Origin of the sequence: Flavobacterium poyangense, from assembly GCF_011751075.1 — a bacterium.
GTDB lineage: Bacteria > Bacteroidota > Bacteroidia > Flavobacteriales > Flavobacteriaceae > Flavobacterium > Flavobacterium poyangense.
The window spans coordinates 37,808-53,446 of sequence record NZ_JAALLN010000016.1; the positions used below are offsets into that span (position 1 = coordinate 37,808).

Consider the following 15,639-nt stretch of genomic DNA (forward strand, 5'->3'; position numbering starts at 1 on the left):
GGCACAAAAGTAGACTTCCATTTTGTTTATTACAATAATTTTAAAGTGGATTTCTCCTCAAAAAGTATATTTTTGTTGAAAAATTACAAAAATGGATTTTACCCGAATTATAGAATTGGCAAGTTATACTTTACCGGCTATTGTGACCGGATTTGTGGCCTACAGCTTTTTTGAATTACATATTAAAAACAACGATAGAAAACGTGCTTTTTTGTTAAACAAACAGGCGCATAAAGAATCATTGCCAATTCGTTTGCAGGCTTACGAACGTATGACCTTATACTTAGAACGCATTAATCTCACTAAATTATTGATTCGAATTGCTCCAATTTCTAATGAAAAGCACGATTATGAGAATTTTATAATCGATCAGATCGAACAGGAATTTGAACACAATCTAACGCAGCAAATTTATATGTCTGATGAATGTTGGACGATTATAACAACTGCCAAAAATTCAACCATACAAATTATCCGTAAGGCTGCCATGAGTGATCGTGTTGAGAACGCTGATAAATTGCGTGAAGTCATTTTAAATGACTTATTGGAAAAACAATCTCCTAGTAATGCAGCTTTAAGCTATATAAAAAGTGAGGTTGCCGAACTTTGGTAGAATCCTAAGGGTTGAATTTTCTTTTTTCTAATCTAATTGGAAACAAAATGGCTTAATTTTGAATAAGTTAATTGTTTTACATACAACAACTTACGTTGTTTTTCTGGTTTTAAACCTACATAAACTCCTTCACGACCTGAAGGAGTTTTTTTGTGCTTCATTTTTCTTCTTTCATGACATAAATTCTCCTACTCATGTCATTTGTTCTACAGCAGGTTTATAAGCTTGGTAATTTTATTCCTTAATAGCAGATGAAAAGCATGCGTCAAATGTTATTTATCTTATTACCAGAATGTTATATGGCAATAAAAACCAACATGTGTTTACATGCAATCGAAGAAAGTTATCGTCCATATCTATTTCAGACAATAAGCAAATCAACCAAAGAACAGGGAAGAAAGCCGAAAAACCCTAAAAAAGAGTAGGCAAACAAATCAACCAATGAGTTATGACTAAAATTTCTAACGTAGAAAACGGGGCTGTGTACGAAGGGTACGACAGTCTTGCTGCCTCGCAGTGGTGCACCCCATCATTTCTGGGTTGTAGCGCTTGCGTCTCAGCCAGTGCTATAAAGGGTCAGGTTACGATCACTATAGAATTACGAACTCCTTTCGGAAATGTATCCAAAAGCTTTAGTTTTAATACCAATACAAGTTTTACCTGGCAGCCTTTTAGTAAGTTCAAAGTTACAGTAAGCATCGCTAACTTCAATGAAGACGGCGGTGTTTTTAGTTTTGATCTGGGTCTGAATCCTTGCATCCAAGTTCCTTTTATTGGATGGAAATGCTTTAACTTCAGTCACACCTTCACTGTACCGGTATTAGTTGCAGGTATTCAAAGTGAAATTGACGATACCCATTTTACAAGTTTGTTAACTTTGCATGCGAGCGGTGCTTTGCATGAAGGATGTCAGTGTGATGATACCGCTACTCCTTTACTAAAAGGGGATATTTACAACAACTATCTAAGTAGTCAGGCTGCATTTCCAACTGTACCGGTTACGAAATGTATTCCGATACCAACTGTACAATGTATTCCGACTGTTACTTCTTGTGTAACAGGTATATCTCCTATTTGTCTGACACAACAAGATGCGGAAGCAAATCCAAATGCAGCTATACCAACATTACCGGTAAATCAATGTGTGCCTACAGTGTCATGCATTCCTACGGTATCTTGTATTCCTACTGTATCATGTACGGGAATACCGTTTGTTTGTAATAGTGCGGCACTTCAATCGGGAGTTGGTGCAAATGTGGAGGCACGAACATTAGTTTGTTTTCCAACATTTCCTCCGGTATGCAGATCGTTAAGTAGTGCTGATGCAAGTGCTAATGCGGCTGCTATACCAACATTACCGGTAAATCAATGTGTTCCTACTGTGTCTTGCATTCCTACAGTATCTTGTATTCCGACTGTATCGTGTACAGGAATACCATTTGTTTGCAATAGTGCAGCGTTACAAGGAGCAAATACTGCGAATGCTGCAGCAATACCAACATTGCCTGTAAATCAATGTATTCCTACTGTGTCTTGCGTGCCAACGTTGTCTTGTATACCAACGGCGTCTTGTACCGGAATACCAATTGTTTGTAGTAGTGCTGCGTTGCAAGGACCGAGTACTGCAAATGCCGCAGCAATACCTACGCTGCCTGTAAATCAATGTGTTCCTACTGTATCATGTGTGCCAACATTGTCTTGTATACCAACAGCATCTTGTACAGGAATACCTTTTATATGCAATGATGCGGTTCAAAGTACCGGAAATTTAAATGCCGGACCTCCACATACTGTATTGTGTTTTCCAACATTGCCACAGCTATGCAGACCAAGCGGAGTTGCCAGTGATGCTAATGCAGCAGCAATACCAACATTGCCGGTAAATCAATGTGTTCCTACTGTATCTTGCGTGCCAACGTTGTCTTGTATACCGACGGCATCTTGTACCGGAATACCATTTATTTGTAATGGTGTGGCTGCTCAAGCAGGAAATCCTGTGCATGCACAACAGGGATTTCCAACAATGTTTTGTGCGCCGACTAATCCTTCATTTTGTAGACATTTGGGAGCTGCCAATCAGGTAAATACTGTACTGCCTACATTACCACCGGTAACCGGAGTGCCAACATTGCCAGTTAATCAATGTGTTCCTACTGTATCTTGTGTACCGACGTTGTCTTGTATACCAACGGCATCGTGTACCGGAATACCGTTTATTTGTTAATACTGTTTAATTTTAACAATCGCAGGATCTAAAAAATCCTGCGATTGTTTTTAATCCTTAAATCTTACGCCATGCAATTAACTCCAGAAACCGTCTATCAATACTTACACAAACGTCAACTTATTGATGAAGAGGCAGTGATTAAAGGCAATTTTATGGTACACCCCGTAAAAACCAGAAATACGATCCTGAAAATAATAGTCCGTCCAGAGAATTCTCTATTTGTAAAACAAATGGGGAAAGATCCGGTTAGTGACGGTTTGTTTCAGAGAGAAATAAAGGCATATACTTTGTTTAAGAACAATAGTGAGTTTTCATCAATTGCAGCTCTTGTTCCTAAACTTTTGGATTATGATGATACTGCTAATATAATGGTAACAGAACTCTTATATGATGCAAAAAACTTATACGAGCACTATATGCTTACCAAAAACTTCGACTTAAATCTTGCTCGCGAGCAAGCCGCTATATTAGCTGCATGCCATGTTGTACCTGATGCGAAAACAGATACTTCAATGTTTCCAAAAGCACTACCGTGGGTATTACAATTGGATAAATACAATGCAGATCAATTTTTTGTAAACAATGAGGCAAGTACCTCGATCATAAGCTTGATAAAAGAGAATCAGGTATTGCAAAACACTTTAATTAACCTGGCTGTATCGTGGAATTACACCCATTTGATACATGGTGATATTAAATGGATAAACTTTATGGCTACCCAAAATGAAAAAGGTTTTACACAAAAACTTATCGATTGGGAACTCGCTGATATTGGAGATCCGATGTGGGATGTTGCCGGATTATTGCAATCGTATATCAGTGTGTGGCTACTGGGGTTTGACAACAATGATCCTGCCGGCTACCAATTACCGGAATACATGCAGCCTTATGATATCAAAAATACGCAATCTTCTGCAATGGCTTTTCTTAACGAATATATGTCCATACAGAATTATCCCAAATCATTGTACAGTGCTATTTTAGTGAAAATTATACAACTAACAGCTGCCAGAATTATTCAAACAAGCTTAGAAGGAATAACCTATAATTCAAAAATAGAAGCCAATAGTATGCGCTGCATTCAATTGGCGTTCAATATCATGAATGACCCTTTTACGGCATTACACGATTTGTTTAATATAAAACTACAACAAGAGTATGTTCCAGGATAAAACCATAGTTAAAGAGCTTACGCGGCTAATCAGCCAGCTTCATATTTCTGACTCCCATTTGGTATTTAGAGAGAAACAGTACGCGATTACTCCCGAAAATGCAATGAGCAGCCTTGTTGCTATATTGTATTCAGAATGTTATGCTTTAAAAGAAAGCTATCAGTCGGGTCAGAAAGAAAGGGCTCTTGACTTTACGAGTTCTAATGAATCCTTTTTGGAATTACTGTCTGAAAATAATTTAAGTAAAACCAAAACAGAAAATGACTGGATTGTAAAAACCGTTCATTCGAACGGGTATGTAGAAATAACAAAACAAACGCAACTTCAGGTTGTACATGTTTCCAACTTATTGGATATTCCGTCAGGATCAGTTGCGGAAGTTGGACAAATTGTCTCTGTTTTATTTGCGAAAGAAGACAAACACAGGCAGCCTACTTTTTATTATGTGTTTAGCGATCAATCTATAAATTCGTTTCAAAATTTCACCCGAATATATTGGAATTGCACTAGTGAAGGTGCTCCAAAACTTATCAAAATCATTACAGAGAAACTGAATTATTACAAGGTTCCTTTTATTTTTAAATGCCTTAATCATCCTGATTTATATTTCAGAAGAGATGCAGCAGTACTTTATATAGAAGACACTATGATTCCTATAATCAAAATGTTACTTCCTGATATTTGCAATGAAATGGAAGAATACCTAGAAGAAGATGTTCCACTTTTTGCGTTTGCCTATGCAAAAGGAGTTGGTATAGCTGAAAGCCCAAATGGACATGAAAGTTTTGGAATGAACAGAGTAACAATTTTAGCTCAAACACTATTTCAAGCCACATATAATAAGCTAGTTGCAACTGATGTTGTAAATGAAATTGCCGGAGCTTTTGCACAAAGAGGAATAGACCCCAAAACAACTTTCCTTAATAAAGGAACAAAAATACTATTCAATTAAAAAAAGACATTATGGATCAGACCAATAAAAATATTTTCCTCGAAACCGCATGGAATATCGGAACAAGTTTATTGAAAAGTAGCATTTGGCATGATAAATCCTGTACTTGGCAGGGATATTCATTTGAACCTTTAAATGGTACGTACCAGCCTGTTATTCGAAGCTTTGGTCCTGATGTATATTCCGGTACTGCAGGTATTGCCTTGTTTTTGACTGCGCTATATTCTGAAAGAGAAGATCCGATTCTTCTAAAAACGATCGAAGGAAGTGTTGAGCAGATGAAAAGCACGATGTACGATGCGATTAACCACGGATTTTATGCTGGTAAGCCCGGAATAGCAGCAACATTAATCAAAATCGGAAAAGAATTAAACCGACCGAATTGGATACAAGCTGGACTTGATCTGCTTGACAGCATTCCTTCTGAGTCACTTCAATCTTATGAAATTGATATTATAAGCGGTGCTGCCGGAACGATACCTGTACTATTAGATGTTCACAACACGTTTAAAAAACCGGAGCTCCTTACCAAAGCTATTGCGTTAGGGCGCTTATTGTGTGGTGCTGCCGTTAAAAACGAGAAAGTTTGGTCGTGGGCAACGGTTCCTTCGCAGAAAAATCTAACCGGTTTCTCTCATGGTTCATCCGGAATCGCTTTAGCATTATTACAATTGTATCAGGAAACAGGAGATTCTATGTTTCTGGAAGCTGCTGAAGGAGGTTTTAATTACGAACGTCAGTCCTTTGATAATACCCAGCAAAACTGGCCGGATTTTAGAGATGATGTGGTTGCCAGTACAGCAACAAATGTATGCGGATTGGCCTGGTGCCACGGTGCTCCGGGTATTACGATATCCCGATTAAAGGCCAATCAACTGCATCCGGATCCTGTTTTTGTAAGTGAAATGGGTATTGCGCTCACGACTACCACCAATTCTGTCTATCAAAGTTTAATGGAAAACTTAACAAATACGAACTACTCTATCTGTCATGGTATAGCCGGAAATGCGGATATTATTATGGATTGCGGTGGAAAAGAATATCAAGAGCTGGCAGAAGCAGTTGGAAACGCCGGTATTCACAAATATCAAAACAATACCATACAATGGCCAACAGGATTAAGTACGGGACAATATACACCTGGTCTTATGATGGGAGTTGCGGGTACCGGATATTTTTATCTACGCTTGCTGAATAAAGACAAACATAAAAGCGTATTGGTACCACAACTTGGACTTGCATAGAAAATTAAAAAAAAAAATCAACTAAAACTAACCTGAAGAGATCGAAATTCAATTGATTTTCGATCTTTTTTTTGATTTGAAAATTGCGAGTTTTTTTACCGATCGATATTAGTTGCCTCCAGTTTTAACTGGAGGTAAAGGCTTGATTAATAATAAATAGGCTTTAGCCGAACTGTTTGAAGGTTAGGCTAAAGCCTTTGTGTCTTTCTTAATGACCTCCAGTTAAAACTGGAGGCAATTCAAAAAAAAATTATATTTCTTGTATTCGGATTACTATTAAACAAAGTAATCAAGTAGTAACTTGAGTTAATCAATTATTCTAAACCTAAACTCGATAACTAGGAAGTACGTATAAACTAGATAAAAATCCCTCTAATCAGTAAAATCTGTGGCTTTTTTTGCCACAGATTAATTCGATTAAACTGATTATTTATAGGTTTTAAAATTTAATTCTTGAAAATTCGTGCAATTGCTTCGCCTGTTCGCTATCGCTCGGGTTGTGGCAAGGCTTTTTACCACCAATTTAGCTAATTACTTATTATCGCTCATAATTTCAGATTTATTCTGAGCGTACTCATACCCTTGCTCCCACCATACTTTCATGACTTCTTTATTGAAAATCAAAGCGTTATTTGTCAGTTTTGTTGGTGTGTAGTATAAATTCAGTTTTACATTTTTATTAGTGGCCATCAACTTCCCGATGGTAATATCGTGTTTTTCTACCTGATCTAAAGCGATTCGAAATAAATCAATCATCAGTGAAAACGGATTTTTGCCAATAACCATTTTGCTCATGTTGACTTCGGTTTCAAGAACAATTACATCAATTTCGGTTGCGCCACGATTTATGGCTTCCCGAATAGGTACTAAACTCGAAAAGCCTCCGTCTCCATACTCGTAATTGTTCTTAGTAACTAAGCTCATAAACGGAATATAATTGCTCGAAATCCAAGTCCAGTCGCAAAATTCTTCGTAGGTACAATCTTTAACAGATTTATACTCAGCTTCATTTTTAGTTAAATTTGTAACGGTGACAACAACGTCGCTTTTGAGTTTTTTGAGTTTGTTGAAGTCTGCAATAGAGAAATTGCTTTTGATGTACTTTTGCAAACCTTTACTTTCTCCAAAAGTTCTTTTTCCTCTAAAAAACTGGCGTAAAACGTTAAAGTGATTGATTGTTACTATGTCAATTCCGTCTTTGACTTTTACCAGAAACGGACAAATATTAAAAATTTTCGACATGGTAACATTGGTGTAAACCCAGTGGATTTTCTTTATATGGCCAAGAGCCAGATGTGGAATTAACAAACTGCCTGTCGAAGTGCCCAAAAACAGGTCGTATTCCCTCTTTTTTTCTTCTATTAAATATTGTGCTACACCACCTGCAAATGCTCCTTTACTGCCTCCACCCGAAATAACCAATGCTTTCATAAATTTAATCTAGGTATTATTTTTTAGTTTTGGGAAATGAAAACCGGAAGAAAAAAGCTAGAGGATACAAGGTCTCCCGGGATAATTTTCTACACAAATTTTTCATTTTTTTACTCTTTTAATAAACGATTCAACTGAAACTGTTCATCAGGTGTCAAATTAGGCAAAATTCTTTCAAACGAGACACGGATTTCTGAATTTTTTAATAAAATTCTAATCGTATCTCTTCCGAATTTTGAAAACTGCCACATATGATGCGTTGTTGCACTTACCAGATTGACTAAAACGGTATCGTTTATCAATTTAAAAGCTACTAATTTTTCTAATGCATTCTGTCTTGTTGTTGCTTCGTATTTTGTCGATGAAAAACCAATCAGTTCTTCAATTAAAGCTTGTGGTTCTGCAGTGTAATCGGTTGTAGATAATGCCAATGAAAGCCATAAGGTGCGAAGATTATAATCGTTAAAACCTATCCAGTTCTTAGATTTATCAAGGTATTTAGTCTGTTGATCCGGAAAGCTCTTCCATAAAACATAAAGCGCCATTTCCTGAGTTTGATAGGATTTATCATCAAGTAAAGTTTCATATGCTGTTCTGAAATCTTCCGGAATTTGATTAAAATTAGCTGCAACCGCCTGACGTAGCTGGAGATAGTTAGAGTTCAAAGCAATCTGTAACAACTCCTTTTTAGCTTCGTATTTTTCATTTGTAATCTGATTAATAATAGCTTCTTTTACAGTGTGATAAACAGTAGAATTTAAAGTTTTAATTAAAAAATCTTTCTTTTCCGGTAAAGGTGTTTTCTTTAGTTTATCTACTTCCAAACGAACCTGAATGGCTTTGTTTTTACTCAATAAAGCATTGGCGGTTGGAGTATCAAAAGCAGTTGATTCCAGCCATGTTTTTTGAAATTTATCTAAATCAAAATTGGAGACTTTTTTAATTTCATCAAAGAAATTTTGAGTATTTACATTCTGATATGTGTACTTTTTCAGGTAGCTTTTAATTGCCTTTTTAAAGGCTTTGTCACCAATGGATTCATGCAGGACAAACAAAGCCCATGCTCCTTTTTCATAAAAAGTCAAAGAACTTGCCTTGGCATTTAAAACCGGAATCGTATCTGTTCTTGATGCAAATTTTAATTGCTGTGCGGTTTCGTATAATTTCGAATAAAAATAATCATCACCATAAATCGATCTTTCGGCTAGTAGCGCATAATAAGTTGCAAAACCTTCCTGAAGCCAATGATGGGTACTGCTTTCGGCAGTAATTAAATCACCAAACCAATGATGTGCAAGCTCATGTGCGTCAACATTGGTGTAACTGCGATCTTCAAAACCAATAGAATCATTGACGTATCGCGTCGCAAAAAGTGTGGTTGTTGTATTTTCCATTCCGGCATATAAAAAATCACGAACAGGAATTTCTCTATAAACTCCCCACGGATAACCCACGCCTATTTCTTTTTCGAGAAAATCAAAAATGCGTTTCGAATAGCGATAAGTAGGTTCAAAACGAGCCAAATCTTTATTTTCCAGATAATATTCTAAAGGGATATTCGATTTTGATTTGAATTCTTTTTTGTCAAATTTTCCAATGGCAAGCATTAATAAATAAGAACTCATTGGTTTTTTCATTTGGTATTGCCAATGAATTTCGTTGTTATGCTCCGTTTTGCTTTTCAAAACTCCATTTGAGATTGCCTGATATCCTTTTTCATAAGCAACTTCCACATTAAAAATTACTTTTTCGTTTACATCATCAAAACTCGGAAACCAATTACTGGTATATCTACCCTGGCCCTGCGTCCAGATTTGTATTTCTGAATTTTCAATAGGGATAAAATACAATGCCTGTTTCGGCTTAACCAAATAATTAAAGTGTAGTTGATTTTTACTTTTTATAAATTTAGCAATGATTTGCAATTGTTTGCCTGTGTTTAAAAAAGCAACTTCGTTACCGTTGAGTTTAACGTCGGTAAATTCCATGTTTTTTGCATCAATTTTAATCGTATCGGTAGGTTGCAATACATCAAATTCGTAGTTCACATTACCGGATACCGATTTCTCTTTCGCATTTAGTTTTAATTGTGCTGAAACAGATTTAAAATCAACAAATTGAGTCTGCTGTGCAAAAGCGAAGCTGGTAATAAAAAGAGCAAAATATTTCATTTAAAAATTGAATTTACAGGATCATTATCCCAGTTTTTAGGGTTGTTTTTTATGTAATGGTAGATTTTCTCAAAGTTACAAAGCTTTCACCAACAAATCGAATGAATTTTGTATGTTTACTACAGAAAATTACAACAAAGTGTCAGAACCCATAAAAGCCTTATTTAACTGGAGTAGCGGAAAAGATTCTGCTCTCAGTTTATACAAAATTTTACAGAATCCGGATTACAAGATTGAATGTTTGCTAACGAGTGTCAACGAAAAATACCAGCGTATTTCTATGCATGGTGTGCGTACTGAACTGCTACAATCGCAGGCAAAAAGCATAGGTTTACCACTAAAAGTCATACAGGTTCCGGAAATGCCAACAATGGAAGTGTATGAAAATGTAATGACCCAAGCTTTAAATGAATTAAAAAATAAGGGCATTACGCATTCGGTTTTTGGAGATATATTTCTGGAGGATTTGAGAAAGTATCGTGAAGACCAATTAGCCAAAATTGGTTTTAAAGGCATTTTCCCGCTTTGGAACATTCCGACAAACGAACTAATTCAGGAATTCATGCAACTGGGATTTAAAACGATCGTAGTGTGTGTAAATGAAAAGTATTTAGACAAAAGTTTCGTAGGACGCATTATCGATCAGGATTTTTTAGATGATTTGCCGGAGAATGTAGACCTATGTGGAGAAAATGGCGAGTTTCATACTTTTACATTTGATGGTCCGCTTTTTTCTGAACCAATTGATTTTGAAATCGGCGAAATCGTTTATCGCAAATATGAAAGGCCTAAAAACGAAAACACATCAAATACAGCTTGTGATACTAATGCTACAGACGCTTTTGACTTTGGATTTTGGTATTGTGATTTGATTCCCAGGTAATTTTTTTAACACATAGAAACATAGCTTTTAGGAATGTGTAAAAGTCGTTTCTGTCATTGAAATAAACATAGTTGGACTATGTGGTAGAAATGTGTTTCTCTTTTGAGTTCTTTTTTTAAGCCAGAAACCTATGTTTCTATGTGTTAAATATAATTTTGCGATCCGAGTGAAACGAATTGACGTAGTAATTATACTTTACAAAAAAATCATTTTCCCTTTATTAAACAAAAATAAACTATGGATACATTAATACGCTTTATAAAATTTCCACTTGCTTTTGATGTTGCTAAGCTCAAAAGTGATCTTTCTAAAATAATGAGCGAAAAGTGGGTAGCACATTACAATACAAACGATTATTCCGGAAAATGGACTTCGGTTGCCTTGATGTCTATAGATGGGAAATCAGATACTATTTTTGCATTATCTAATGCTAATGCCAACGATACAATTAAAGCTACTGAAATTCTAGATTCCTGTGTTTATTTTAAAGAGATTTTAGATGGTTTTCATTTTGAAAAAACTGCTGTACGCCTATTGCAACTGGCTGTTGGTGCAGAAATCAAACCACATTCTGATCATTGTTTGGGGTACGAAGACGGTTCGTTTCGATTGCATATCCCAATCATCACCAATCCTGATGTCGAATTTATTCTCGACGGACAACGATTGATCATGGGTGAAGGGGAATGCTGGTACATCGATGCTAACTTTGAGCATTCTGTCGCTAACCGTGGAAATCAAGATCGCATACATCTTGTGATAGACGGAATACGAAACGACTGGACAGATGCTCTTTTTTATAAAGAAGCACCCGAAAATCAATTTACAAAGCCGGAGACCGTGATGAGCGAAGAGAAGAAACAACTTGTAATTGCCGAGTTACGTCTCATGAATACTGCTGTCGCAAATGAAATGATTAAAAATTTAGAGCAATAAATCAGTTGATTTGCTTCAAGAATATACTTAAATGAATCTAAATAATTTTAAAAATATTGGAGTACTGTTTCTTTTGATTTTTACAACCTTTTTATGCCAAAGTTGTCTGGTAAGTAGATGTGAAAGACCGCAGATTACCGGTTATATTTATGATAAAAATACCAATAGTCCAGTAACAAATTGTAAAGTCGGAGAAGCACTTACCAATGAAATGGGGTATTTTAATTTAAAAGAAAAAAGATACTCTCAGTTTACTTTTTTTGGCTATGAAGCACCACCAATCGCTGTCAATGAGACTGTTTTTAAAGACGGATACGAAAAAGAAACGATAACGTTGTACAATTCTTTCGGTGGCGGGTTAAGAAAAGGAACCATTCATCATGCAGATACTATTTATCTGAAAAAAGCAGTCAATCCCATACCCTAGTCTATTCCTTTCAAGTTGACAAATCAACCCAGGTTATTAATTGCCACTTACCCTCTTTCTTTTCAAAAAAATAATCAATAAAAATCCCGTTGTTAGTTCCACGTTGCTGGATTATGGCTTGATCCTTTTTTAAAATCAGATGTTGTTTATAATCTCTGCTTTCCGGCTCTTTATCTAAGTTAATGGCTGTGTATTTTTCTTTGTAGATAATATAATCAACCTCTTCTAAATCGGCATTATTGATCTTTATGGTCAACGGAAATTGAATTCTGCTTAACTGAAAAATTGTGTCCTGATTAAACAATTTAAAGAACTCGTTAAAGTCTTCTTGTTCGTTTTTATTAGTTACAGCTTTTGGTTTTGTGGCCTGATTTGCAACCCTATTTTTTGTCTCCTGTTTTAAAATAAGATCATTTTGCAGTTCAGGATTCTTTTTGCAACTCGCTAAAAACAGAACTAGAATTACAATGGTTAACGGTTGAGTTATTTTCATGCGTTTTGTTCTTCTTCGTACATTTTCAACAGGTTAGTTACCGTATTCCAGTTTCTGATCGTGGCGGTTACGTTTAGTTTTTTCTCAATATATTTTTGGTCGAATCTTGTTTTTCCTGCTCCAATGGCGTATTTTATAAAAATCCTGTTTCCATCAATACTTGCCTCGTCAGGTTTAAACTGACTAATTTTAAGATCATTGATGTTTTCGCTTTTTAAAACAATTGAGACAAAAGCAACATACAGTTTTTTAGTATCTACTTCTTTTTCTTTCAGGAAAGGGTTGTTTTTAAAACAAGCGTTAAGATCTTCTTTCGTGATTACCACGGTAGGGACATCATGTCCGAATACCTTAAAAATTTCTTGTTTAATCATAAAGCCAACAGCTGATGCACTTGTTTCTTCAGTATCGACAAAGACATTTCCGGACTGTAGATAAGTTCTGACATTTTGGAAGCCTAAATTTTCAAGCATTGTTTTTAATGCTTCCATTTTCATCATATTATGTCCCGAAACATTTATGCCGCGTAAAAGTACCAGATGTGTTGTCATTTCTTAAAAATTTTGTTCAAAGATAAAAATTCACTGCTAATAAAGATTAAACTCTGATCAAATATGATTTTATGTTTAAAGTAAAAATATAGTATCTAATAAATTTTAATTGTTAGTTGATTGAATTGTTTAACTGTAATCTTGATAGAAACAACTTGTGCTTTATTTGAATTGCCTCCAATTTTAAAATGAACTCATATTGTTTTATAATCTATACATCCGGATAATGATTGCTCTGAAAATTTATAGGGAAACAAAAGAAGCACATTTTCAAAATTCCCAATTAAAATCTATCTTCGTGTTTTCAAAGAGAGAAAAGAAAAATTGGAATAGAATGTAGAAGAAAACTAAAATCTATTCCTTGAAATCTATCCTCTTTATTGTAACTCTAAAGGCCAAAAAATCTAAAAATGTCTAATAATCTCCTTGAAACTCCTATCGAATATTTAAAAGGTGTTGGTCCCAATCGTGGCCAATTGCTTCGTAAGGAATTAGGGATTCATAAATACGGAGATTTACTTAATTTTTTTCCAAACCGTTATATTGACAGAACGCGATACTATAAAATAAATGAACTTCAAAATACCGGTTCCGAAGTTCAGATTGTTGGAAAAATCATCAATATAAAAACGGTTGAATTTGCAAAAAACAAAAAGCGTCTTGTTGCTACCTTCGTTGATGATACAGGGCAAATAGATTTAAATTGGTTTCAGGGACACAAATGGATTCGCGAAAGCTTAAAACTGAATGAAGTTTGTGTGATTTTTGGAAAATGTTCGCTATACGGAAGTCAGTTTAGTATGGCGCATCCAGAAATCGAGCCTTTAAACGAACACGAGAAAAGTCTTCGTTCTGCTATGCAACCGGTTTATCCTTCGACAGAAACGCTTACAAATCGCGGTATTTCTAATCGGACGGTCAATAAGTTAATGGAGCAGTTGTTTATAGAAACACAAGCTTTGTTTACAGAAACATTTCCTTCTTATTTAATTGAAGAATTGAAATTGATATCCAAAAAAGCGGCCTTATTCAATATTCATTTTCCTAAAAGTGCTGATGCTTTGGCGAAAGCGCAGTTTAGACTGAAGTTTGAAGAATTGTTTTTTATTCAACTGCAATTAATTACCAAAAACCTAATTCGAAAACATAAAATAAAGGGGCATCCATTTACAAAAGTCGGCGAATTTTTTAATGAATTCTACCAAAATCACCTGCCTTTTGACTTGACCAATGCGCAAAAAAGGGTTATCAAAGAAATCCGTTCCGACATGGGCAGTAATGCTCAAATGAACCGATTGTTACAGGGTGATGTGGGATCCGGAAAAACTATTGTGGCTTTTATGAGCATGCTTTTGGCTATGGATAACGGTTTTCAGGCTTGTTTAATGGCACCTACAGAAATTTTGGCGAACCAGCACTTTATTGGCTTATCTGAATTGGCTAAAACTTTAAATATTAACATCAAAATATTAACCGGTTCAACCAAAACCGCTGCCCGAAGAATTCTTCATGAGGAACTCGAAAACGGCAGTTTGCATATTTTGATTGGTACACACGCTTTGTTGGAAGACAAAGTGAAATTTAAAAATTTAGGTTTAGCGGTAATTGATGAACAACATCGTTTTGGTGTAGAGCAACGTTCTAAATTATGGAAGAAGAATGAGATTCCGCCACATGTTTTAGTAATGACCGCCACTCCTATTCCTAGAACGCTTGCTATGAGTCTTTACGGGGATCTGGATATATCGGTAATTGATGAATTGCCACCCGGAAGAAAACCCATTCAAACGGTACATCGATTTGACAGTAATCGTCTGAAGGTATGGAAATTTCTTCGGGACGAAATTGCACTTGGAAGACAAATTTATATTGTTTATCCGTTGATACAAGAATCTGAAAAGATGGATTACAAAGACTTAATGGATGGTTATGAGAGTATTTCTCGTGATTTTCCATTGCCACAGTATTCGATTTCGATTTTACATGGAAAAATGAAACCCGCAGATAAAGACGCCGAAATGAAACGTTTTTCTGAAGGAAAAACCAATATCATGGTGGCGACTACTGTGATTGAAGTAGGTGTTAATGTACCTAATGCGAGTGTGATGATTATTGAAAGTGCGGAACGTTTCGGGCTGTCTCAGTTGCATCAGCTCCGTGGTCGTGTAGGACGTGGTGCAGAGCAAAGTTATTGTATATTAATGACAAGTCACAAGCTAAGTGCCGACAGTAAAACCCGTATGGAAACCATGGTGCAAACCAATGACGGTTTTGAAATCGCTGAAGTGGATCTTAAACTTCGAGGCCCCGGGGATTTAATGGGAACACAGCAAAGCGGGGTTTTAAATCTTCAAATTGCGGATATAGTACGAGACCGTGATATATTGTCTTTAGGAAGAAACTACGCCATGAAAATCCTTAAAGAAGATTCTGCCCTTCAAAAACCCGAACATGCTATTCTGAAAGCGGTTTTCATAGAGCTAACAAAGAAAAAGAATATCTGGAATTATATTAGTTGATTTTTTTTTAGAGTACCTAA

14 protein-coding genes are annotated in these 15,639 nt (G+C 35.8%); 9 read left to right on the forward strand and 5 right to left on the reverse strand.

From position 1 onward, the window contains the following. Nucleotides 1-91 precede the first annotated feature (91 nt). Nucleotides 92-613, forward strand: coding sequence for a DUF7935 family protein (locus tag G3A47_RS18525; protein WP_166925077.1), 522 nt, complete (start codon nt 92-94; stop codon nt 611-613). A gap of 32 nt (nt 614-645) precedes the next feature. Here the strand turns inward: G3A47_RS18525 and G3A47_RS23960 are convergent, their stop codons facing one another. After that, entirely contained in the window at nt 646-774 is a 129-nt protein-coding gene (locus G3A47_RS23960) for a hypothetical protein (protein WP_256371226.1), read from the reverse strand. Nucleotides 775-1,061: 287 nt separating this feature from the next. Between G3A47_RS23960 and G3A47_RS18530 the strand changes: the two genes are divergently transcribed. From G3A47_RS18530 to G3A47_RS18545, 4 genes are all read left to right on the forward strand, one after another. Next, entirely contained in the window at nt 1,062-2,837 is a 1,776-nt protein-coding gene (locus tag G3A47_RS18530) for a hypothetical protein (RefSeq protein WP_166925079.1), read from the forward strand. A 71-nt stretch (nt 2,838-2,908) separates the two neighbouring features. Next, nucleotides 2,909-4,012 (forward strand): phosphotransferase, encoded by a 1,104-nt coding sequence (locus G3A47_RS18535; protein ID WP_166925081.1) that lies wholly within the window; start codon nt 2,909-2,911, stop codon nt 4,010-4,012. After that, the gene (locus tag G3A47_RS18540; RefSeq protein ID WP_166925083.1) at nt 3,999-4,964 is read left to right on the forward strand and encodes a T3SS effector HopA1 family protein; all 966 of its coding nucleotides are present in this window, start codon (nt 3,999-4,001) and stop codon (nt 4,962-4,964) included. Before G3A47_RS18535 ends, G3A47_RS18540 begins: the two co-directional genes overlap by 14 nt. An 11-nt stretch (nt 4,965-4,975) precedes the next feature. Next, complete coding sequence (locus G3A47_RS18545) at nt 4,976-6,208, forward strand: lanthionine synthetase LanC family protein (protein ID WP_166925085.1); 1,233 nt, start codon at nt 4,976-4,978, stop codon at nt 6,206-6,208. 531 nt (nt 6,209-6,739) lie between these two features. On the opposite strand, the gene G3A47_RS18550 is transcribed toward G3A47_RS18545, so the two are convergent. After that, nucleotides 6,740-7,639: a patatin-like phospholipase family protein gene (locus G3A47_RS18550; RefSeq protein ID WP_166925087.1), complete on the reverse strand. Its 900-nt coding sequence runs from the start codon at nt 7,637-7,639 to the stop codon at nt 6,740-6,742. A gap of 110 nt (nt 7,640-7,749) precedes the next feature. Continuing rightward, complete coding sequence (locus G3A47_RS18555) at nt 7,750-9,810, reverse strand: M1 family metallopeptidase (RefSeq protein WP_166925089.1); 2,061 nt, start codon at nt 9,808-9,810, stop codon at nt 7,750-7,752. A gap of 112 nt (nt 9,811-9,922) precedes the next feature. Between G3A47_RS18555 and G3A47_RS18560 the strand changes: the two genes are divergently transcribed. The 3 genes from G3A47_RS18560 to G3A47_RS18570 all read left to right on the forward strand — a co-directional run bounded on the left by G3A47_RS18560 (nt 9,923) and on the right by G3A47_RS18570 (nt 12,056). Next, nucleotides 9,923-10,693 (forward strand): Dph6-related ATP pyrophosphatase, encoded by a 771-nt coding sequence (locus G3A47_RS18560; protein WP_166925091.1) that lies wholly within the window; start codon nt 9,923-9,925, stop codon nt 10,691-10,693. 237 nt (nt 10,694-10,930) lie between these two features. Then, nucleotides 10,931-11,629 carry an aspartyl/asparaginyl beta-hydroxylase domain-containing protein gene (locus tag G3A47_RS18565; RefSeq protein ID WP_166925093.1) on the forward strand — a complete coding sequence of 233 codons (699 nt, stop codon included), beginning with the start codon at nt 10,931-10,933 and terminating at the stop codon, nt 11,627-11,629. 31 nt (nt 11,630-11,660) lie between these two features. Beyond that, nucleotides 11,661-12,056, forward strand: a complete 396-nt coding sequence (locus tag G3A47_RS18570; protein ID WP_243860509.1) for a hypothetical protein — start codon at nt 11,661-11,663, stop codon at nt 12,054-12,056. 10 nt (nt 12,057-12,066) lie between these two features. On the opposite strand, the gene G3A47_RS18575 is transcribed toward G3A47_RS18570, so the two are convergent. Beyond that, a complete protein-coding gene (locus G3A47_RS18575; RefSeq protein WP_166925095.1) occupies nt 12,067-12,549 on the reverse strand; it encodes a DUF4348 domain-containing protein in 483 nt (160 codons plus the stop codon). Next, nucleotides 12,546-13,100, reverse strand: a complete 555-nt coding sequence (locus G3A47_RS18580; RefSeq protein ID WP_166925097.1) for a DUF1697 domain-containing protein — start codon at nt 13,098-13,100, stop codon at nt 12,546-12,548. Before G3A47_RS18580 ends, G3A47_RS18575 begins: the two co-directional genes overlap by 4 nt. 410 nt (nt 13,101-13,510) lie before the next feature. Between G3A47_RS18580 and recG the strand changes: the two genes are divergently transcribed. After that, nucleotides 13,511-15,619, forward strand: coding sequence for an ATP-dependent DNA helicase RecG (gene recG / locus G3A47_RS18585; protein ID WP_166925099.1), 2,109 nt, complete (start codon nt 13,511-13,513; stop codon nt 15,617-15,619). The last annotated feature ends 20 nt before the right edge of the window (nt 15,620-15,639 follow it).